Raw genomic sequence first — 20,726 nt, 5'->3', positions numbered from 1 at the left:
ATTGTTTGCCACAAGCACGGCAAAAATAGTTTTGTTTGCCGCGCCGATGTCCATTTTTACAGACTTGGTTTGATTGACAGTGAATGCAGATCATCCTTCTATTATGCAACGCCATATTTTGGCGCGAGATGCTGTGGACACGGGGAACAGTTTTAATCCCCTGCTGACTAACAATGGTATGAGGATGTCTTTACGCACCTCTGATGGTGAAGAAATTGGCGAATTAAGAACGCCTGCAAATCACGTTGAAAAAATCCGGGAATATGCTGCGAAGGGTAATATCGGAAACTACGACTCAATTTTTACCACCTACGGGCAATTAACAGGAGCTGCTAGCCTAGACCGCCGCCGCCTGCTCGAAGCGCTCGCGCCAAATAGCTTCCTTATCCTCGATGAATCGCACAAGGCAGGCGGTGCTAGCGGAGAGCAGTGTCCTAAGACCAAGGCTGAAAGAGCCAGAGAACAGCAGGAAGATTATATTGGCTCTTGTACTGAATTTTTTCAAAAACTGGTTAACCGAGTGCCGGGGTTTGTGGCGTCATCTGCAACGGCAATTAAAGATCCAATTATCGCTGCTCGATTGTTCTACGAAACAACTGATTTCAAATACGCAGCACCATCGCAAGAGGAATTCAAAGAGCATTTGAAAGCGGGTGGCGTACCGCTTCAACAGATGATGTTTGCTAAATGGGCAGAATCTGGTGGTTGCATCCGTTGTGAGAAGTCTTATGAAGGCATTGAGTTTGGTATTAAAAAAGTTCCAGTTAGTTTGTCAAGTGCAGAAAACAGTGCCAAAATTTTGAATCTGATTTGGCAGTTCGACAAGTTAAAAAGAGAAGTGGTAGACGATATCAGCTCGCGTTTGGCAGAAGCTGGGGAAAAAGCCAAAGAGAATGAACCCTCGCTTGGAGAAGCTGGAGCCACCAGTACAATTTTTACCTCTGTCCTCCATAACTTAAATGCTGTCACTTCGTTGGCTCTCAAGGTGGACGCAACAGCAACTGAGGTGATTGCCGACATCGAAGCAGGACGGAAGCCAATTGTAATGTTGTTCAACACGATGGAGTCATTGACAGAAGACTTTATCAACACTCATAACGAAGTTGCGGATGCCCATAATATCGAGTTTCCCGACTCGCCCATGCAACGCATCAAAGTAGGCGATACGGTCAACCTCGATGCGGGGGAGTTGTTCGTGCGTTACTTGGAAAAGGCGCGTACCATCAAAATTACCGAACCTTATTTGGATGAACTGACAGGAAAGCAAAAAGTTCGCACCCATCGCCTGAGCGATGAAGAGCTGGGAGAAACGGCGGCCAGAGCTTTCGACCGAGCTAAGGCAGCAATTGAGTCCAGCGATTGGAGCAAAATACCCATTTCTCCGATTGATTACTTTAAGCAGCGAGTGGAGGATGCTGGTTATTCCATTGGCGAAATCACCGGACGCACTCGTATCCTTAAATATGGCTCGGCGGCGGGCATCCAAAAAGGAGTCCTGACTTATGGCACTAGAGAGCATGGTACTGCTCAGAAAAAACGGGTGATGGAAGCCTTTCAAAATGGCGAAATTGATGCCGTCATTACGAACAGTACAACGGGCTACAGTCTACACGCGGCGCGGACTGTTGCTGACCAAAGGCAGCGAGCTATGTACATCATCCAACCGCATCTTGATGTGAATCAAGTCGAGCAGAGTATTGGGCGATCGCACCGCACCGGACAAGTCGATCCTGCGATTCACCAACCAGACAGTATAGACAAGCAAGGGAAACCCGTCTGGGGTAGAGTTTCCGGCACATTTGGGCTGCCGATGTTCCATCTGGTAGTGGGTAAGGACTTACCAACCGAGGAAAGAGCTGTTGCCGTTTTGATGAAAAAAATGGCACATCTCAAAGCCAACACAACTGGCAACCGGACATCCAGCTTCGGACTTGTGGAGATGCCCGACTTCATCAATCAATATGGCAATGAAGTCGCCGAGAAATTGATGATAGAAAATCCAGGGCTGCACTCCGCTTTGGATGAACCGTTAATGCTATCTGAAGACAAAGATGAGTATAAGAGCGGGACTAACCCAAAAGCAATTCAGAAAGTGACGGCTAGAGCAAGTATGCTCGTCTCGGACGAACCCCCTAGTGAGGAAAATCCTTACCCATCATTGGCGCGTCAAGCATGGCTCTACGACACCCTGGCATCAGATTATCAAGAGCTGTTAGCTCAAAAAAATGCTTTGGGAGAAAACGAGTTAGAAGCCCAAAAATTGGATCTTCAAGCCAAGCCAATTTCTCGCTTGGTTCTCAACTCGGGTCAGCCAGAGATAGACAGCCCCTTTGCTGCACCCGCTTATTTGGTTGAGGTGATGGCGAAGACAGGGCGAAAACCCAACACGATGTTGCAAGTCGTCAATGCCGTCCGCCGGGAACTAGATTTTGAGCCAATCGACGACTTAGCCGACCATGACGATTACGAGCGTTCGGACGTAAGAGATAGGGGGCGCGAGCGCGCCGTTGAGACTATAGACAAACTCACTGGCTCAACCAAGGTTTTCCTTGAAGAATACAAGCAAAAAGAATCGCCAAAAATTGCTATAGCTCAAGGAAAAGTCGCTAAATATCAGGAAAAGCTGGATGCCCAGATTGCTCTGACGGATGAGTTAACTCAAGAGCTAAATTCACTTGTAACCGGTGATGAAACAGCTGCTCAAAGCGATCAAAGTAGAGCGAAGCTAGCGCAAAAAGAGCCAAAAGTTAAGAAACTCACGCAACAACTCAACAACGCTAATTTGAGCCTAAATAAAAAAGAATATGCCCTAAATAAAGGTTGTAAGCTAATAGAAAAAAACCTGGAGACCGTAAGCGATATTATCAAGCGTTTTCCTACTGGGCAGGGAGTAGAATTGACTGACCAAGAAGGGAATCGTCTATATGGTGTTGTGGAAGCTATCGAACAGAAAGACCGAGCAGGCACCGAACCTGCAAATCCTAGCAATTGGAAGCTCAAGTTATTAGTCGCTGACGGTTCGCGCACTCTAGCAATCAAATTTGACAAAATTGGTAACGGTTTATATATCAATCCGATAGAAACTGCTCCGTCATTTCTCAATCCCAAGAATGATGTTTCTATTTACGAGCTTTTCGACGAACGGCAAACTCAAACACAAGAGAAACGCTATCTCGTATCGGGTCAGGTGATGGGAACCAACCTGAAAGGCAAGTTCGCTCAAATCACCGATTACCAGGGGCAAGTTCATCCAGTTTACCTACTACCGCGAGCATTCAATCCAGAGAAGGAGTTGGATAAAAAGCCAATACAGTTCGCAACGTCAGAGCAAATTAAAACGTTTTTGTGGTCGGGAACGGGGCGAGCTGGTACGGTAACTAGCGCGCTAGAGAATCTGAAGGTTATGGTTTCGCTTAGGCATGACAGCCAAGGGCTGATGCTAGAGGCTCCTAAAGCTAAAGCTGTAGGCGGAAAATACTACACCGACCCTGGCTTATTAGCCTTAACAGGTGAATTTATCTCCAAAGGCGACAGTATGAAAGTTTATGTGCCCTCGGACAAAGTGGATTTGGTTCTAAACTACATCACCCAAAATACGGACTGGAAACTTGGAGCTTACGACCATAAGAACGTAGCCCGTAAAATTCTGGGAGTAGAAAAGCAGGAATGGACGCCGACAGACACCATTAACCCCGAGCAGGCGTACAAAAAGGAGGCAGAGGTGCGGCTGAATGCCACCAATGTTAAGAAGAGAACTGATGCTCAAAAAGAAGGTGAACGTGCGACGCCTGCACCAGAAACGCCTTTGCCAGAGATGCCTCTGGAAGGTAAGACAGTCGCTCTCGGCTACACCCATGAGCAAAAGCTAACTGAGCCTTTAGCTAAACAACTACAAACAGAAATTTCACTTCCTCAAATTGCTCTTCCAGCCTCGCAGCAACGGGGTCGAGCTGAAAAAAATGTCGCCAAACTATTGCATGAAGTTGGACTGCAAGGTGAAATCCTTAAGGGAGAAGACTTTCATCTTAGGGTAAAAAACGAACCGTATATCCCCTTAGTCATTGAGAAACACGATGAGCCATATGGCAAAGAAGGGCGATCGCTTCCTGTTATCTACCTAACTCATTACTTGCAACAGAATGGCGATACTTTTATCGACAGCGAAATGGCATTTTGGGTAGCTCCACATGGAGAACTCAAGCTGAAGGAGACAGCCGTACAAAACCCTTTTACGGGGGGCGAGTCGCGCTCTTGTGACGCCAGCTTTGCTGCTATATTTTCTAAAAATTTACACGCGATGGGGTTTGTTGAAGCAACAAAATTGGCATGGGAGGAAGTAAAACAGGTCGAAACACAGTCTACCCCAATCTCCCAGGAGCAAACGATACCCGCTGGTCACGATAGCAAAAACCCCCTTGCCGTTCAATCGGAGCTACGCGATGAGAGCGCTGACAGCGGCAGAGTGCGATCGCCCCAGCACGAGAGCGAAATTGATACACCCAATGCTAAACAGCTAAGTCTTAATTTGTTCGATACTGAGCTTGTAACGGACAAGGCTCCTAAAGATAAAAGCAAAAAACAAGAGCGAAGAAGCCCGTTATTGCAGGCGCAAGAAAAGTCAGTACAGCTAACTCTCGATTTGTTCAGCACTAACAATACAAACGATAGATTATCTACCAATACTGCTTTAATCGATGTCGCTAAACCCCATACAGAAAATAGCGATACAACGAAGTCAGTACCAATACAACCAGTCGATCCAGCATCGCCGTCTGAAACGAAAGGGAGTGTCCCCGACGTTACTTTGAATGAGGACAATTTAAACAACCTCCGTTGGTGGTATCGCGCTTCTCAACTCTTAGAGAAATCCTCTCAATATCTTAAAGATATTGCCAATGTCGTGCAGGGTTATAAGCAAGGAAAGCCAATGCCTCCCGCTTCTATTGCAGCCATGCAACGCGATGTAACGCAGATCGTGGATGTATGGGAAAAAGCTGCCGCTACTCTGGGAAAATCTGAAAGTTATCAAAATCGGATCGCAGAGCTAAAGGGTGAATGGTTAGCCGGAAAACAACTGTCTACAAAGCCACTTGATTTTATGGAACGCGACATTCAGCAGCAACGCCGTCAAAGCCAGGACAGACAACTATAGACAGAGCTAGAATGCTGTCAGACACGCTTGCCTAACGGAAAGCAACGCGCTGCCTATCTCGGATGACGACGAAGAAATGCCATTCCTCCTTTTGGGCTTGGGCGTACCGATTTTGGATTAATGATGGTTAAACAGATTATATGAGAACTCAGCACGAGTGCTTACAGTTATAGGCAAGGTACTTCGGCATTCATTTAGATTTAATAAAACTAAATGAATCTTTATGAATTAAGATGATAGCTTTTTTTTCAACAAAAGACCTAGACCAAAGAGACTTAGTCCCAAAAGGGGATCTGGCTCCGGGATAGATGATTTTTTCACAACGCGAACCGAAGTAGTATTTAATCCATCGATACGCCAACCACCAGCAGTATTGGTAGCTAGAAAGAGCCAGACATCTACACGATCGAGGTCAAATTCTATCTCCCCAGTTGCAATACTAAATTCAATCCTGCCGTCTATCGACGAATCTACAAGCGAATCAAAATTAATAGTAGTCGGATTACCGGAATTCCAAGGGCTACTAAAACTTTTCCAAGAATTTGAAGATGAAAGACTGCCCAGAAGCCCAGTATAAGTGCCAAAAATTGAATTTGTTGCTGTTCCCAGTAGCATATTACTGTCAAACAGTTTAGCTGTTCGCTCTGTAAATGGTTGATTAACCTGAATAAATCCATTCAGGTTAAGTAGAAGAGCATTTGGAACGGCTGATAAAGTAGGTGAAAGCGTGAAATCAACAACCAAAAGGTCATCAGGTGTTAGAGTAGCAGCTAGAATGGGGTTAGGAGCGATTACCCCAAAGCTCAAAGCGGTACTAGCAAATGCAAATGCTATTTTTGAATTGATACTAGCCATATTATTCTTTTTCATTTTGCAGTTTATTTCCTGAGTAGGAAGCAGTTTAGTGTCTATCTGATAAATTCATACCGAATAGAGATTTATACCCTGCGTTCAATATTTGCCCCAACCTTTCAGCTAAAAGCTTTTTTAAATCTATAATAATTATCTAGCAATTTCACTATTCTGGTTTTGTTAAATGTAAAGAAACGATAAAGGTTTTAAAAAGCATTAAATTTTTTGGTAAAGTTAATTTTAATTATTAAAAATTGTTGGTTCTTCAGTACTTAGTATGCAAAATCAACAGTTAACTGCCAATTAAGCAAGCATCTAATTCGGTAATTTTCAAAGTTTCTAAAACCATAAGCAGAGCGTTTAATCAACTTGAGCTTATTGTTGATGCCCTCAACAACACCACTTGTAGTTCTGTTGTCAAAGTAACCAATTATTTCATCCAGCCAACGAATAATAGTCTTCTGACTATCGGGAAAATATTTTTTCGCGCTGGCTAGCCACATCCCCAATTTTAATAAACCGGTTAACCAATTATCACTCTGCTCAAAAACTTTGCGGATTTCCTCTTTTAATTCATGCATTATTTTGAGTTTAGGAGATACCTCTTTAACCTGGGCGAGTTTATTTTCTTGCTCTTCACTCAGGTCTTTCTCATTCTTTAGCAAGACATACTTACTTTTCTTTAATCCCTCTAATACTTGCTCATTTTTTGCTTTCTCTTCTGGCAGTTTTGCGGTTTTTATTAAATCTTCTACCTTTCTTTTCTCTTTCTTTCTTTGGCTATCTAACTCCTTATTGATTTGTGCCATCACATGAAATCTATCGGCAACTACTTGAGCATTCGGCATTAGTTCTATTACTAAATTTTTGTAGCCCTTCCACAAATCTATACTTACTTCTTCTATTGACTCTAAGACCTCTGTACCCCATCCTCTCATGACTTGACTAATTTCTGATTGTGTCCTTCCTGCCAAAATACCGATTAATTTAGACTTCTCTAAGTCTATCAATACTGCACAGTAATTTCCTTTCCCTTTGATGAGCGCTATTTCATCAATCCCTAATCTCTTCAACTTGCTGGGTTTTGATTCCAATAGTTCTTCTGCTGCATCTTTTAACATCCTTTCTATCTCTTCTGTTGTCACTACTCTCTTTTTCGCGACACTGTGGATATCGTTCTCTATAACTTCTTGTATTATTTGGGCGGCTAGCCTTTTTGTATAATTTCTTCTTTTCTTGATAAACTCTAACTCTTCACTAAACGGCTTACGACACTTTTCACATTTGAATTGTCGTCTGTTGATTTCTAGAAATACTGGCTTTTCTCCCCACGGTAAATCTTTTACTATATATCGATGATTTTGATGAACTCTATGACTTTTTGTTTGACAACGAGGACAAACACTTTCTCCCCCGATTGACTCAATCTGTAAAATTATCCCAATCCCTTCATGCTGGCGCTGCGAAATTACTTTTATTCCCTCTATATCCAGAATTCCCGTTAAAAGTTTGATTCCCTTTTTCGCCGTCATGACTATGAATGTACCTCAACAGCTTCTTTCTTCTGCTTATAGTCAACAATAATTGTGCCTTATATGTCAATCATCATCAGGCTTTTGCTCATTCTTGGCTCCACTTAATTCTCTTTCTTTTCTTGGCTCTAGTATATCTTTGGCATACTAAGTACTGAAGAGCCAAATTGTTAAAAAATTAAATTTAACTCTCATCAAGGTTAAGTTTTATTCAAGACATCCTTCTACAAGCTCAAATCTTGGTCATCAGTATCCGTTACTACTCAGACCCCTACCTTAGTAACCTTATGGTCGGTAAACGATGAATTTACTACCGAGCTGATGAATCAGTTTTACCAAGAGCTAATAACTGGAACAACGAAAGCCGAAGCTTTCCAGCTTGCTTAGCTGAGCGTTTTTGATATTAGCTTTGAAAGCATTCGAGGCGTTGGCTATCGGTTTCGCCAATCAGGGTCTTAATGGTGAAGCTACGTTCTTTCCGTATCCGAATTGCTCTATTGTCTGCGGTGAATGCGATCGCTCTCTAGCTACTTCGATAGCTGCTGCACAAATACTATATTCTGGTGCAGCCAACGCTTCTTGCAACAGGCTAGCACTCGCTCTATATTCCCAGTCAATAGGTTATGCGCTGCAAACCATAAGCCTGGAAAGACTTGACTCCGAATCACCCCATCCTCATTCATTGGTAGTGGAACATACTATCCCTCCTGCATGCTAAACCAATCCAGTTTCTGCTCAAATACTTACTCTCGTGATATCTTCTCTAATGCCATTGCGACGATAGGCACTTTTTTTCATCTAGAGCGATCGCTGCAAACGACAGAGGACTATGCTCAGTTAGTCCCCGACTTGATGTTTGAGGTCAAGTCTAAAACTGGCTCCTTGCTTAAGCTGGGTCAAAAGGTTAATGATAATTAGGCAATTTGCAGCGTACTAGGTTCAGGAATGGATTCACCTTCTGCAAGCCATGCATCCTCGTACATTTCGATCGCGTCTTCACCATTACGAATTGCTTCCTCACGAGTTTTGCCATGAGTGCAAGGCATAACAACGCGATCGCCAAACTCTGGAATCGTGACTAGGAAAAGCCGATCTTCATCAGACCATTGAACAATCATGCTGTATCGACTCATGAATTCTCATCCTCCTTTAGCTCTGCCAGTTCAGTTAATAACTGTGCCAACTGTTTTTCTAGGTATAGCGGCACATCATCCCCATCCTTGCCGGGAATTGTGAGTGTTTTCCTGAGCAGAGGATGTCGCCAACGCTCATGGCTACCAAAGCCCTCGCTTAAGCAGATAAATAAAACCCTCACGCGCAATCTGAGCTTTTAACTCTCGAATTTTCCTGGGCATGGATATTGCCTGATTCTCTCCTCTATTCTCCCACTTTCTCATCCTTTCACTCTGTTGTTATACTCCGGTTCTTCAGCTACCGAATTAATTAGCGGGACTTAGACAAAAAATAATACAAAAATGGCTTCAAACCTAGATGGAGAAATACTTTTAGCTCGGATGAGTATGAATTTTGTATTCACAAAGGTTTCAGGCATTTTTGTATCATCGACCTCTTTTCCTTGCTCAGAAAGGTTTTCAGCTTTTTGGGAATCTAGAAAATGCCTAAGTCCCATAATGCGAGCAAGTCGCCCAAGCTCGCGCGATCGCGCTGCTGCCCTATGAAGCCTTTACCTTTGGTGTGTTTGGAACCAATGCATACATCAGCGATCGCTGTGTCACTCCTGTTTGCAAACTTAAACCCTGTACCCTACGGTAGAAAGAACTCGTACAGGCGGCGTTGCTGAAAAGTAATGGTTTTGGCAGATAAAATCAGCTTCTGAGGTATCTAAATCATTCGCAATTCAGCAACGCCGTACAGGCAAAGACTTGTTCGCGCCTTCTGCATGGAAAGCTTAAGGCACGATGGCACCTTAAAGATGACCGTGACAAGCATTCCAACCATTGCCTAAACGTCAAGCTACCTCACCCGGGGTCTGTCTTTAGACTGACAAATTTTCCTTTAAGCAGTAAATATCTGTACCTATCTTTAGATAGACCTAAAATTTTTCTGACTGGTGAATGAAGATTACACATTTCTAAATTAGTTATCAAGTAAATGAATTTAATTCATTTACTTATAACTGTCATGCTTGAAAAGCATTCTTTCTACATACCCAGCCACAGTTTTAAAAAACCTCAATTTTTCAGCCGAGTGCCTGTAAGCACTCTAATGTTCGGCGCATCAGCAGCTTTGTTTCTAGATATGATTGTGACGGCAAAGTTTGCTAGTTTTTTTGGCTTTATTATAGCTTTGCTTGGAACTGCAATTATTGGATTTCAGCCAGAGTCAATTAAGTTTATTAATTGGACTCAAAGGTGGGGAAACCAATATAAAATCAGTCTGCCCCTGCTGGTATTTTGTGCGGTTGTGACTGTATTTTTTCTGGACTACACATCAGCTCCAGCACAGGCTCAATTTTTCAATCAGGCTGAATCTTGGTTGCGCTCCAGCTTCCCAATTAACGGCGGCGCTGGTGGTGGTGGAACTGATATTTACAACTTGGTTTTTAATACCCTCAGAGCCATCTTTGTTCTTTATCTAGCTGTCTCCCTAGTTCGGGTTATTGCCGCTGCGAGAAACGATGAAGATTGGCAAACCCTCGCTCGTACTCCTCTGATTATTTTAATTACTGTGACGTTAGGAGACATTTTGGCTGCATTGATTACTGGCGGTGGTACTGGTGGAGGTGCTAACCCATAATGCTTGACCAGAATTCAAAGAAGTTTCGAGCAGTTAATCCCAGTTTGGGAACTGCACCCAAAGTCGGGCCATTCCCAGCAGATCAAGTGGTACCTTGGACGGCAATATTTTTGACCAGTTATTACGTTTGCAAAGTCGTTTTTAGGTTGTCCTGGCTGTGGACTTGTCTTGTAGCTGGCTGGGGTATGGCAACTTGGTGGGTACTGACTGGGAGTAAAACCTGGCGCTATATGTCCAAGTTTGTCTCTACCCCAACTTGGACGAGAGGCTACGCACAATACCAGCAGATTCTTAACACTAGCAGTGCTGATGTCAAAGCCAAGGTCAAACTATCTAGCTCTAAAAACCGACGGCGAAACAAGAGAGGGTAATGCCCCATGAAAACGGCAATAAAAGCTAAAACAAAAATAGGCAAACGCTCCATTAATAACGGAGAAAATACAATTCGCTACACTCCCATTGAAGACTGGTTTCAATTTGCTTCAATGCTGGTAATTCGTTTAGGCGGTCGTCGGATTGGAGCCTACGTTAAGAGAAAAGGATTGAACGCTTTCCAAATTGTCTTCGGCTGGGAGTGCAAGGGCATTCATTCCACTCTTCGTAGTGAAGAAGTCGAACCCATATTTGATGCTCTTGAGGCGGGCTTGAAAGATTTACCCTATCAAGAAAGTTTGACAATTCATTTGGGTTCTTTTACTTCGGATGACTCACGCCAAGCTGAATTAGATAAATTGTGCCAACTTGCACCCAACCAAGAATTACGCTACCTCTTATGGGGCGAACGCGCCAGGGTGCGGGAACTAACACGAAAAGGAATTAGAAAACCCAAGTTCTTGCGGCTTTATGGCACTTATACCGTCGAGCCAGATACTCAGGGAAGCTCAGATTTCATTGAGAAGTTCCTAGCCCGAACCGAGCGGTGGTGGAAAACCTTCACTGGTGAAATTCACCAAGTACAGTATGTCCGCGTCGAGCGCATGCTCTACACATCTTTTACAGATGGATATGAGTTATGGGAACAGCTGCTTTCTAACAAGCTGGGCCTAGATATTCGCCCGTTAAATGAAGAGGAACTTTGGGGCCATTTGTGGCAGCGGTTTAACGAAACCGAACCAAAACCCGTGCCGCAGTTATTGGTCTTAGATGAGGATGGTTTGCGAGAAGAAGTGCATTCCTCCGTCCATCCCACCACTTTGTTGTTGGAATCTGCATCTAGCGTCCCGGTTGCAGATAGAGAGTGGGTACACGTCAAGCGCAAATATGTCGGAGCGCTGACCTTTGTTGATAAACCAGGGGGATGGACTGGTAAGGAAACCCAAATGCGCTACCTCTGGGAAGTCATGGCAAGGGAGCGCGTCTACGACACCGAAATTTTTTGTCAGGTAACGAGGGCGTCGGAGACACTGGTCAAGACCAACATGCAAAGGTTGACCAAACAAGGTCAAACCTCGTCAATGCTAGCTAACGAAAAAAACTCAATTGACGTTAAAGCACTGCTCAATATTAAAAAGAGCGTTGCGGCTCAAGAAGAACTGTACGAGGGTGCCGTCCCGATTCACATAGCAGTGGTATTTCTGGTACACCGCAAGAACCGCGCCCTTTTGGATGAAGCTTGCCGCTATATTCAGTCGTTGTTTTTGCGTCCGGCCTGGGTGTTGAGGGAAACAGAGTATCCCTGGCGGATTTGGTTGCAAACTTTCCCCATAACCTGGGAGCGTCTGCTAACGACTCCTTTCAACCGACGGCAAGTTTACTTGAGTGGGGAAGCCCCCGGACTCACGCCCCTCGTGCGAACTCGCTCGGGGGACGACACTGGGTTTGAGTTAATTGCTGACGAAGCTGGTACGCCCATATTCCTGGACTTGTTTAAAAAGCACAAGAATTTGGGGATATTCGCAACCACGAGGGCTGGTAAGTCAGTGATGGCCGCGGGAATCTTGACCCAGGCGCTCGCTTATGGGATGCCCGTCGTGGCTATGGATTATCCCAAACCGGATGGCAGCAGCACCTTCACAGATTACACCAACTTCATGGGCAAGGACGGAGCATACTTTGACATCGGGAGAGAAAGTAGCAATTTGTTCGAGCTTCCCGACCTGCGGAGTCTCGACCCCAAATTACAAGACGAGCGGTTTGAAGATTACAAGGACTTCCTCGGCGATGCTTTGATGGCTATGGTCATAGGCACGTCTCGTGGTGGCAGCGCGGCGGAACGAACGCGAAGCGATATGGTGAGGTCAATCTTGGCCCTAGCTCTAGAAGCCTTCTTTAGCGACCTGCAAATCCGCGATCGCTATGCGAGTGCCTATACCTACGGATTGGGGTCGCCGGAATGGTCGGCAATGCCCACTTTGGTTGATTTCCTCTCATTTTGTTCTCTAGAAAGGCTGCGTCTGGATGCAATTTCCGGGGATACAAAAGCTGGTTTAGAGCAGATTAAGCTGCGCCTGCGATTTTGGCTTTCGTCGCGGGTAGGCAAGGCTATCTCACAGCCATCTACTTTCAGGAGCGATGCCCGTTTGCTCGTATTCGCATTGCGAAATCTTTCTAATGATGAAGATGCTGCCATTCTTTCTATAAGCGCTTATTCCTCCGCTTTAAGGAGAGCGTTGGCTGCCCCTGCTAGCATTTTCTTCATAGATGAAAGCCCTATTTTGTTTGAATTTGATAGCATTGCAGCACTTGTAGGGCGGTTGTGCGCTAACGGTGCAAAAGCTGGTATTAGGGTCATTTTATCAGCACAAGACCCCGATACCATTGCTAAATCTCCAACAGCTTCAAAGATCTTCCAAAACTTGACAACGCGCTTAATTGGTCGAATTCAACCAACAGCAGTTGATAGTTTTGTGCAAATTTTAAAATATCCCAAAGAAATTATTGGTCGCAACGCAACAGAAAGCTTTTTTCCTAAAAAAGAGGGTATTTACTCCCAATGGCTGTTGGACGATAACGGTATCTACACCTATGCGAGGTTTTACCCTTCCTACGAACTACTAGCGACAGTGGCGAACAACCCACAAGAGCAAGCAGCCCGTAGCGCAGCTCTAAGCCGCCATTTTGAGAAAGATAAGTTGGCGGCGATCGCTGAATTTGCGCGAGAGCTGGTAGCCAGCATTCGCGCTTCTTGAACGACACGATTAGAGGAATGAAATGAATAAAAATAAAATAGTGAAATCAATTGTTGTAAATGGCTGTTTATCACTCACCTTGATAGGAGCCATTTCTACTCCAGCCCGTGCAGTTACAAACGCAAGTAGTGACAATTTCTTTACGCAACTCTTCGGAGAATTAAATCACCAAATTGAATCTGTACGCGGCTATTTAGACAAGATAGTGGCAGATAAATTGAAGCCCCTGTCTGAAAGCCTGGGTAAAGACCTAGATTCTGCTATAAGTAGCGCGACAGGAGTCTTAGGTTTACCAGATCCCGCCCAATCTCGGAAAGATGTTGAGGAAATTGCATCAGCTGCTGATAGTCCGGTTTATGGCGCTGATAAAGCTACCAACGAAGTGGATCGGCAGATTACCAGAGGGGCGAGTGACGCCACCTTGGGACTATCGGGCCAGCAGCGTCTAAAAGAGCAAGCAAGCCAAACTCAAAACTCTGTTGATATTGTCCAGCAACAGGCTAATGCTGCTCAAGAAGAAGTCGTCACACAGAACGTTATGAAGCAAATTGCTTTGCAAAATGCGAGGACAGGAGCAATTCTTGGATCGCTGCGAGCTGACTCATTACAGGCGGCTCAACGTCAGGAATTAGCTAACTTAAACCTGACTAATATTTCTCGCTCTGTTGATGCTCAAAATCAAGCTATGCAAGCTGAAAAAGTTGGCACTGGTTTTGACACTCTCCGAATAACATCTCGCGCCAGATTGTTCTAAATTACCCATGCTGTCTTTCCAACTGTTTTCTTTTACATTCTTGCCCTTACATTTTGCTCAAGTTGGTCCTGGTGGTCTTGGGGAAGGTGACAACATCGTTCAGGATGGGGCAACTGCTAGCGCTGCAATTAGCGCTGCAATGGAACAGCTTTGGAAAGATGTGCTGGGTGGTAGTTTATACGCCGCGATCGCCAAGCTTGGGGTTCTCTTCGCTGTCGGCACCTTATTAATTTTCATGGTGCAGTATTTTAAAGCACTCATGGAAGGAGATAACCCCCAAGCTTTTTCTGAAATTGTTTGGCCTTTAGTCGCGATCGTTCTCCTATCAAATAATGCTCAAGTTTTAGCAGAATGTACTTTTCAGCTGAGAAATATTATTAACCAAGTTAATCAGACAATTTTGACTTCTACTGCTGGCCCTTTGGCGCTTCAAGAAGCGTACCAACAAGCAGTAACGCAACTCGGCTCTGATGCAGCAGTTGCCTCTGTCAGAAGTCAGTGTGCATTTATTGCTGACCCGCAACAGCAGGCTGATTGTATCAAAAATGCCACGCAAAACGCCCAACAACAAATTGGTGATTCGCAACAAAACGAAAACATTTTTACCAAAGATTATGGTCAAGAAATCCAAGAAGGAATTTCTTCAGTTTTTGCTGCCTCTGTTAGAGGATGGTTAATTGCTTTTGGAATTGCTTTTCAGTGGATTGTGGAAATTTCTTTCTTACTGACTGGTCTTCTAGGGCCGCTGGCAGTAGGTGGTTCTCTTCTTCCTATCGGCCAAAAATCAATCTTCGTTTGGCTGACAGGTTTTTTCTCCGTGGGCATGGTTAAGCTATCTTTCAACATTATTGTCGGTTTAGTCGCCACTTTGGTTATTAATGCCAAAAATGCTGATGCAATGGTTTTTGCTTTTGCTACTGGTCTTCTAGCTCCAATTTTATCGCTGATATTAGCAACAGGCGGTGGCATGGCTGTATTTAATAGCTTATCTTCAGTAGCTACTTTTGGCTTAAATTCAATTTTCCCTCGTTTTATTAGAGATTAATCAGGAGAAAGTTGATGCAGGAATTAAATGAAAAAGCATCTTCAGCATCAGAAAAACGACTGCGATTTCTCGAACGCCAGCAGACTCGATTTTCAAAAAATGATGCAATGGGTTTATTTGCCCTTGGCACTCTTGGGCTACACTTATTAACTTTCTTCGTCTTAATTCTGCTGTATGGCGCTTATTCTAGTTTGTCCAAAAAATCTCCACCCACTTTAGTGCAGTTAGACACTGGAGAAGCAATTACAGTCGCTCCTTTAGGTAATAAAGAGCGTACTCCCCAAGTCGTGAAAAAATTCACCATTGACACCATGACATTAATGCTGAACTGGTCAGGTACAAAGCCGCCATCAACTGTTGAAGAAGCAACTAAACCCGTATTAGACCCAGGTGTAGATGTGGGTTCAGCCGTCCCGGGCAGGGCGAAGGTAACAACCGCTGCTTGGCAGGCAGGCTTTGCTTTAAGTGAAGATTTTCGCAAGGAATTCTTGGCAAAATTGGCTGAAATAACTCCCAGTGGAGTATTTAAGAGTGCTACTCAAGTTGCCCTCGTGCCTTTGGAAATTCAGGAGCCTCAAAAAATTGCTGAAGGTAAGTGGAAAATCAAAATTGTTGCCAACCTGATTGTTTTAGACAAGGGCAATAATCTGGGTCAAGTTATTCCTTTTAACAAGGAGATATTCATCCAGGCTGTTGAGTCTCCCGTATTTCCTGGGGATAAGGGTGGAGTAGCAGCAATCATTTATCAGGTACGCACTTCCGGTTTGGAAATTTACGCCATTCGGGATTTGCAACAGGAGAATTTATAATATGAACGGACATAGCAATCAGAATAAACAGAAAACTTTTGAAGAAGATTTGGAATTGATGAATGAAGCGGATGATACCGCTGATGGGGATAATCTAACAGATGACTTGGAGAACGCCAAATTAGCTGAATTAGTACGGTTTGATGATAGTCCCTCTGTTCCCTCTCCAGTTATTCCAGAAAACGAAGAAATTGAGCAACAAAATCTGCTGATTCAAAAATCAGAGTTGTTCGACGATCCGATTCAGGGCAAGACGGAACCGAATTTTTCCAAACGTGGTTTATCTAAAGCTTTTGCAACTGGTAGCGTGCTATTTATAGGTTTTGGTGCTGTTGGACTATTTTTAAATAGTGTTTTTAACCAACCAATAAGAAAAGCTCCTGTAGCAGTTAGCCCAGCTCCATCACCAACACCCACAACTACACCTACTCCAGGGACGGAAACTGGCAAGCTAAAAACTGATTTGGCTTTAGGAAAACAAGCGGATCAACTTAAAGCTTTAAACGACGCTAAGAGTCCCAGGAATAGGAATAATCAGGTTCAGCCTTCTCGCCCACAACAATCGGAGAAGCAGCCTGTTGTGTCTTCTTCTCCACCACCTCCACCTCCTAGTACTGTTGCAGCGCCATATAATCCGCCACCTCGCAACTATCCCCAGCCAACTTCTCAACCTACGCCGACGAGGCAAAGAGCTTCTCAACCTACGCCGACGAGGCAAAGAGCTTATCGAGAGCCACAGCCGCCGCAAAGAGCTTATCGAGAGCCGCCCCAGCTGCCTCTTCGTACCTCTACTCCTGTTGCTTCTGTTCCAACTCGCGCCACTTCTACTCCCGCATCAGCCCCTAAACTACAAGCTGAAGAAAAAACTGTTGACCCCATGCAGCAGTGGATGGCTTTGAATCGTCTGGGCAGTTACGGCAATAGTGATGTTGGTGAAAAAGTACCGATAAGTGCGCCTACCCTTCGTACTGCTCCTACTGCACAAAGCAAGAGTGCATCAGTTGCGATCGCAATCCCGGCATCGGTTCCGGTGGCGTCATCAACTGACGGGGCTATTGCATCGACAAGGGATGTACCAATTGCGATCGCGGCAGTACCAACCCCTAGTGTTGCAAGCGTTCCCCAACAAGAGCCGTTTATTCTGCGGCCTCCCCAGTCCCGAGCCAATCAATCTGGGGTTAGTTCGTCACAACTAAGAACTCCTGTAACTGAAACGGGGGAAGCTCCCCAGGATACCCAAGGTTCTTCAACTCTTGCACCTCCTGTAATACAACCTCCAGCAGCGGTACAGTCGGTTGCTCAAATTAATCCGGCTGAGGAAGCGAATATTCTTAACGGCATACCAGTCCGCCGTTTAACAGTAGGGGGGGTTGCCCAGGGGCACTTGGTAACACCAATTATTTGGACTGGTCAGGGGCAAGCAACTAAATCTCCGGAGCGCCCAACAGCAGAAAAGTTCATCGTGCAACTTGCTGAATCGCTAGCCGATGGCAATGGTGGAGTTGCAATGCCAGCCGGAACTCAACTTGTTGCGACTGTTGTCGGTGTCAACGAATCGGGCTTGGCCCAGCTATCCGTGACGCAGGTTATTGTCGATAGCCAAGAATACGTTCTGCCGCCTGGGGCTATCAGCATTCGTGGAAATAACGGTCAGCCTTTGATTGCCTCCAAGTGGGGAGATAAGGGTCCGGCGATCGCATCCGGAGACGCCACGGCATTCTTGTTTGGCTCTCTTTCCAGGGTGGGCCAAGTACTGACTCAGCCAAATTCTGAATCATCCACTTCTGTTGGTGGCTTCGGCTACAGTTCCACAACATCCAGCCGCAGTGGAGACCGCAATGTTCTTGGTGCAATCTTGGATGGTGGTTTTACACCTCTTGTACAGCAAATCTTGAAACGCAACGAGCAGCATCTAGAGGAAATTACATCTCGCCCGGATGTTTGGTATGTCCGTGCTGGTGAAAATGTTCAAGTTTTTGTTAATCGCTCATTTGAACTTTGAGTTATGAAATCTATATTTCGGCTTGGAATAGCAAGCGCCCTTTGTTTAAATAGCCTAGCCAGCTGTAATAGTGGGTCAGGATTGCCAGCACTTGCAGCTGAAAACAGCACGGGTGCGGTACGGCGTGTCTCAATATCGGAAGCTACAGGTTCTACGGGTGGTAAGCCAGTACTGATTGAATTATCGCCTGGGTATGGTGTCAATCTCAGTTTTATTCCTACAGGCGAGACCGTTGAAAAAGTCTGGTTCGACAACCCTGCAATAGCCACTCTGGATGTGGATGGTTGTCTGTCAGGTTTGGGTGGCAGTGGAATGGGGGGATTTTCTTTTCAGCAAGCTCAATGTCAATACCAGGGAGCTACCGTTTTGCACATTAGGCAGATAGCTCCGTTGAACTTCCCTAATTTACCCAAGACAAATAGCACGCTTTTAACTGCTATTACTCATGGGAGAAATGGACGCCATGTATACCTATTTCGGGTCGTTCTAGGTGGCAATAACCCCAAATATCATACCGTCGAGGTCGTGCCAACAACTATAACTGCCACTCTGACAAGGTACGATCCAGCTGTTCCGGGCGTAACAGACTGGCAGCTTATGAACCGTGGTCTAACGGTTGCAGAACAGAAACGTTTGATTCGACGCTCCCAACCGTTATGGAATCGGATTCAGAACTTCCTGGCTAGGGTGAAGGATGGAGAACAAGTGGAATCGGCGGCAGCTGCATCGGGGGTTTCCCTGAATTTAGTTCGACGCTTAGAGGAGTTGGGAAGGAGTGATGTTTCAGTTCCCGTGTCAGAACCTGCTCAAGCCCCAACATTTGCGCCCCAAAACTCGCCAATTGACCCGTTTTCACCCAACGAAACTCTCGTGCGTCAAAAGTCCATCTAATCAGCGCTCTCGCTCTTCATTTCAGTTATCTTGCTCTTCATTTCAGTTATCTCGCTCTCATTTCAGTTATCTCACTTTTCATTTTTTTAAAACTTTGAATAAGGTTTTGACAGACATGAATCTTCATTTCCGTCGTTATTTATATTGGCTTTATTGGCTGTCAACAGGGCTGATTTTGTCGCTATTTATTTCAGCATTACCTTATTTTATGGGTAATCGTGTGGTTGCCAAACAAGCACCAGCAGAGCCTGTGACTACGATAACTTGGCAAAATACTCAGCTACCCGATTGGAACAAGATCGCTTTTAGCAGCCTTCCTGGCATAGAACAAAACGGTTCTTTTGAAGCCCCACTTGATATTGCCAGTCAGCTAAAGTATGACCCGTCCCGTTCGTGGGCAGCAGGGCAGACTCCAGACCAATACACGAAGCTTGGTGATTTTCAGGATTCTTTTAAATTGCAAAACTTTAATCTTCAAACCATTGCTTCAAAAACTGGGTTGGATTTATCTGGAATTAGGTTGGAGGATTTTGGAATTATGAAACTTCAAACTTTGGGTAGTTTGACAGAAGCTATTCCTACTCTACTAAATTTGACTGTTCAACAGGTGAAACCTGTTCTGGATTTACTCAACAGCCAATTAACCGCTGATTTTAATCCCAATCAAACAATTGGTCAGCTCTTGCAGCAATCTCTTATTTTGAAGGAATTGGAGTTTAATCAATTGCCTTTGGGCAATTATGGTTTAGATTCTATTCCTGGGTTAGATAGCACGCCCATTGCTGCTTTCAAGGACTGGCAGGGGGTTAACGTTAACCAAATTCCAGGTTTGCCAAACGTGCCCTTTTCTCAGTTTCCTGGCCCTGCCAATCCAGTAGGGGCTGATGTAGGAACTTTTGATGTAGCTTTTGCTACTCCCGAACAACAACGCGAGCGCACAATTTCAGGAAGTGATGTTGAAGGGTTCAACGTTCGCTGTGATGAAAAGTGTTCTCATGTTGAGCTATCTGGTAATGCAAAGGTTTTAGGCAGGCCGTGGATTAGCGGAAAGTACCAGCTGGTTCGCGGTGGTCATGGGGTCTTGGCTGCTGTAAATGGTGGTAAAGAACCGACCGGAAGACACCCTTTTGGTGATGCCTTCAAGGTGGTGGTGTGGGATGTGTCGGAGCCAAAAGGCACGATGACCCAGGCTCTATTCTTTCGCATTTGCATCCGAAGCGGATTTGTCGATTTGGGCTGTACGCCGTACTTTATTGGGCCTGTGCCTTGGCTGACCTATCGAGAAATGGACTCCATTTTCTTAGGTTCAGTCGATATAGAACCATCTAGTTCTATATCAACTCCAACAGGCGCGGAGGATAATCCAGGCTCATCTACATTTGGCAACCCAGAGTATAGGAAAGGCACAGGGGGAGGTGCAAGTAGCAGCAGTACAAGCAATGCAAATAGCCATTTATCTTTCTTGCAATCAACTGCATCGGCGGATTGTAAAAAACAACAGCAAGGCGTCGTGTTGGATGCGTTAGATGCCGCCCTCTCGAACATAGAAGGCAACTATAATTCTGTCGGCCCTTATGTATGCGATAGCGCAGGAAACTGCGGGCGGGGACTGGGAACCAAGCAGTTTATGTCCTACCGCCAGGATGTTCGGCAGCAAATTTTAGCTAAATCGGGCGGCCAGGAATTTTTAGCGGGACTTAAACAGATTTCAAGCCCAAACAAAGCCCAAAGCTGCGATATTCGCGATGAATACGTCCCGATTGTGGTTCAGCCACTCGACAAAACGGAAAGACATTGCTGTCCG

The 20,726-nt window shown here is 45.0% G+C and carries 16 protein-coding genes and 2 pseudogenes; 13 read left to right on the top strand and 5 right to left on the bottom strand.

Annotated features, from left to right (window positions below):
* Positions 1-94, bottom strand: a 94-nt coding sequence (locus H6F77_RS16375; RefSeq protein ID WP_514131589.1) for a transposase-like zinc-binding domain-containing protein, incomplete at its 3' end; no start/stop codon positions are given.
* Positions 95-103: 9 nt separating this feature from the next.
* Between H6F77_RS16375 and H6F77_RS16370 the strand changes: the two genes are divergently transcribed.
* Complete coding sequence (locus tag H6F77_RS16370; RefSeq protein WP_190489619.1) at positions 104-5,152, top strand: DUF6908 domain-containing protein; 5,049 nt, start codon at positions 104-106, stop codon at positions 5,150-5,152.
* A 228-nt stretch (positions 5,153-5,380) separates the two neighbouring features.
* On the opposite strand, the gene H6F77_RS16365 is transcribed toward H6F77_RS16370, so the two are convergent.
* Both H6F77_RS16365 and H6F77_RS16360 read right to left on the bottom strand, forming a co-directional pair.
* Positions 5,381-6,022 (bottom strand): hypothetical protein, encoded by a 642-nt coding sequence (locus H6F77_RS16365; RefSeq protein ID WP_206753474.1) that lies wholly within the window; start codon positions 6,020-6,022, stop codon positions 5,381-5,383.
* Positions 6,023-6,276: 254 nt separating this feature from the next.
* Positions 6,277-7,536, bottom strand: a complete 1,260-nt coding sequence (locus tag H6F77_RS16360; RefSeq protein WP_242022207.1) for an ISL3 family transposase — start codon at positions 7,534-7,536, stop codon at positions 6,277-6,279.
* A gap of 288 nt (positions 7,537-7,824) precedes the next feature.
* Between H6F77_RS16360 and H6F77_RS28885 the strand changes: the two are divergent.
* From H6F77_RS28885 to H6F77_RS27455, 3 genes and pseudogenes are all read left to right on the top strand, one after another.
* Positions 7,825-7,923, top strand: a pseudogene (locus H6F77_RS28885) (CHAT domain-containing protein); the annotation flags it as partial.
* A gap of 22 nt (positions 7,924-7,945) precedes the next feature.
* Positions 7,946-8,254, top strand: coding sequence for a hypothetical protein (locus H6F77_RS16350; RefSeq protein WP_190489617.1), 309 nt, complete (start codon positions 7,946-7,948; stop codon positions 8,252-8,254).
* Positions 8,248-8,454 (top strand): hypothetical protein, encoded by a 207-nt coding sequence (locus tag H6F77_RS27455; RefSeq protein ID WP_199321368.1) that lies wholly within the window; start codon positions 8,248-8,250, stop codon positions 8,452-8,454. Before H6F77_RS16350 ends, H6F77_RS27455 begins: the two co-directional genes overlap by 7 nt.
* Here H6F77_RS27455 and H6F77_RS16340 read toward each other — a convergent pair.
* A complete protein-coding gene (locus tag H6F77_RS16340; RefSeq protein ID WP_190489616.1) occupies positions 8,451-8,669 on the bottom strand; it encodes a type II toxin-antitoxin system HicB family antitoxin in 219 nt (72 codons plus the stop codon). The two genes, H6F77_RS27455 and H6F77_RS16340, sit on opposite strands and share 4 nt — an antisense overlap.
* Positions 8,666-8,851, bottom strand: coding sequence for a type II toxin-antitoxin system HicA family toxin (locus tag H6F77_RS16335; protein WP_309228865.1), 186 nt, complete (start codon positions 8,849-8,851; stop codon positions 8,666-8,668). Before H6F77_RS16335 ends, H6F77_RS16340 begins: the two co-directional genes overlap by 4 nt.
* An 827-nt stretch (positions 8,852-9,678) precedes the next feature.
* Between H6F77_RS16335 and H6F77_RS16330 the strand changes: the two genes are divergently transcribed.
* From H6F77_RS16330 to H6F77_RS16290, 9 genes and pseudogenes are all read left to right on the top strand, one after another.
* On the top strand, positions 9,679-10,293 hold the full coding sequence (locus tag H6F77_RS16330; protein ID WP_190489615.1) for a hypothetical protein: 615 nt from the start codon (positions 9,679-9,681) through the stop codon (positions 10,291-10,293).
* Positions 10,293-10,664 carry a hypothetical protein gene (locus H6F77_RS16325; RefSeq protein WP_190489614.1) on the top strand — a complete coding sequence of 124 codons (372 nt, stop codon included), beginning with the start codon at positions 10,293-10,295 and terminating at the stop codon, positions 10,662-10,664. The genes H6F77_RS16330 and H6F77_RS16325 overlap by 1 nt, the downstream gene beginning before the upstream one ends.
* 6 nt (positions 10,665-10,670) lie before the next feature.
* Positions 10,671-13,421 carry a putative type IV secretion/conjugal transfer ATPase gene (locus H6F77_RS16320; RefSeq protein ID WP_190489613.1) on the top strand — a complete coding sequence of 917 codons (2,751 nt, stop codon included), beginning with the start codon at positions 10,671-10,673 and terminating at the stop codon, positions 13,419-13,421.
* A 22-nt stretch (positions 13,422-13,443) separates the two neighbouring features.
* Complete coding sequence (locus H6F77_RS16315) at positions 13,444-14,175, top strand: hypothetical protein (protein ID WP_190489612.1); 732 nt, start codon at positions 13,444-13,446, stop codon at positions 14,173-14,175.
* A gap of 7 nt (positions 14,176-14,182) precedes the next feature.
* Positions 14,183-15,220: a hypothetical protein gene (locus tag H6F77_RS16310; RefSeq protein WP_242022203.1), complete on the top strand. Its 1,038-nt coding sequence runs from the start codon at positions 14,183-14,185 to the stop codon at positions 15,218-15,220.
* A 14-nt stretch (positions 15,221-15,234) separates the two neighbouring features.
* Positions 15,235-16,029, top strand: a complete 795-nt coding sequence (locus H6F77_RS16305) for a hypothetical protein (RefSeq protein ID WP_190489611.1) — start codon at positions 15,235-15,237, stop codon at positions 16,027-16,029.
* A gap of 1 nt (position 16,030) precedes the next feature.
* Entirely contained in the window at positions 16,031-18,031 is a 2,001-nt protein-coding gene (locus tag H6F77_RS16300; RefSeq protein WP_190489610.1) for a TrbI/VirB10 family protein, read from the top strand.
* A gap of 81 nt (positions 18,032-18,112) precedes the next feature.
* Positions 18,113-18,922 carry a hypothetical protein gene (locus tag H6F77_RS16295; protein ID WP_206753473.1) on the top strand — a complete coding sequence of 270 codons (810 nt, stop codon included), beginning with the start codon at positions 18,113-18,115 and terminating at the stop codon, positions 18,920-18,922.
* 94 nt (positions 18,923-19,016) lie between these two features.
* Positions 19,017-20,726 (top strand): annotated as a pseudogene (locus H6F77_RS16290) (hypothetical protein); the annotation flags it as partial.

The sequence above is a fragment of the Microcoleus sp. FACHB-831 genome (assembly GCF_014695585.1).
Classification (GTDB): Bacteria; Cyanobacteriota; Cyanobacteriia; order Cyanobacteriales; family FACHB-T130; genus FACHB-831.
Note: the sequence above shows the minus strand (reverse complement) of the source record. Positions and strands in the feature narration are given on the sequence as shown.

Coding starts and splice junctions, on each gene's coding strand:
- H6F77_RS16300 (WP_190489610.1), top strand. CDS start 16,031: ATGAACGGACATAGCAATCAGAATAAACAGAAAACTTTTGAAGAAGAT.
- H6F77_RS16315 (WP_190489612.1), top strand. CDS start 13,444: ATGAATAAAAATAAAATAGTGAAATCAATTGTTGTAAATGGCTGTTTA.
- H6F77_RS16305 (WP_190489611.1), top strand. CDS start 15,235: ATGCAGGAATTAAATGAAAAAGCATCTTCAGCATCAGAAAAACGACTG.
- H6F77_RS16340 (WP_190489616.1), bottom strand. CDS start 8,669: ATGAGTCGATACAGCATGATTGTTCAATGGTCTGATGAAGATCGGCTT.
- H6F77_RS16365 (WP_206753474.1), bottom strand. CDS start 6,022: ATGAAAAAGAATAATATGGCTAGTATCAATTCAAAAATAGCATTTGCA.
- H6F77_RS16370 (WP_190489619.1), top strand. CDS start 104: ATGCAACGCCATATTTTGGCGCGAGATGCTGTGGACACGGGGAACAGT.
- H6F77_RS16360 (WP_242022207.1), bottom strand. CDS start 7,536: ATGACGGCGAAAAAGGGAATCAAACTTTTAACGGGAATTCTGGATATA.
- H6F77_RS16325 (WP_190489614.1), top strand. CDS start 10,293: ATGCTTGACCAGAATTCAAAGAAGTTTCGAGCAGTTAATCCCAGTTTG.
- H6F77_RS16320 (WP_190489613.1), top strand. CDS start 10,671: ATGAAAACGGCAATAAAAGCTAAAACAAAAATAGGCAAACGCTCCATT.
- H6F77_RS27455 (WP_199321368.1), top strand. CDS start 8,248: ATGCTAAACCAATCCAGTTTCTGCTCAAATACTTACTCTCGTGATATC.
- H6F77_RS16310 (WP_242022203.1), top strand. CDS start 14,183: ATGCTGTCTTTCCAACTGTTTTCTTTTACATTCTTGCCCTTACATTTT.
- H6F77_RS16330 (WP_190489615.1), top strand. CDS start 9,679: ATGCTTGAAAAGCATTCTTTCTACATACCCAGCCACAGTTTTAAAAAA.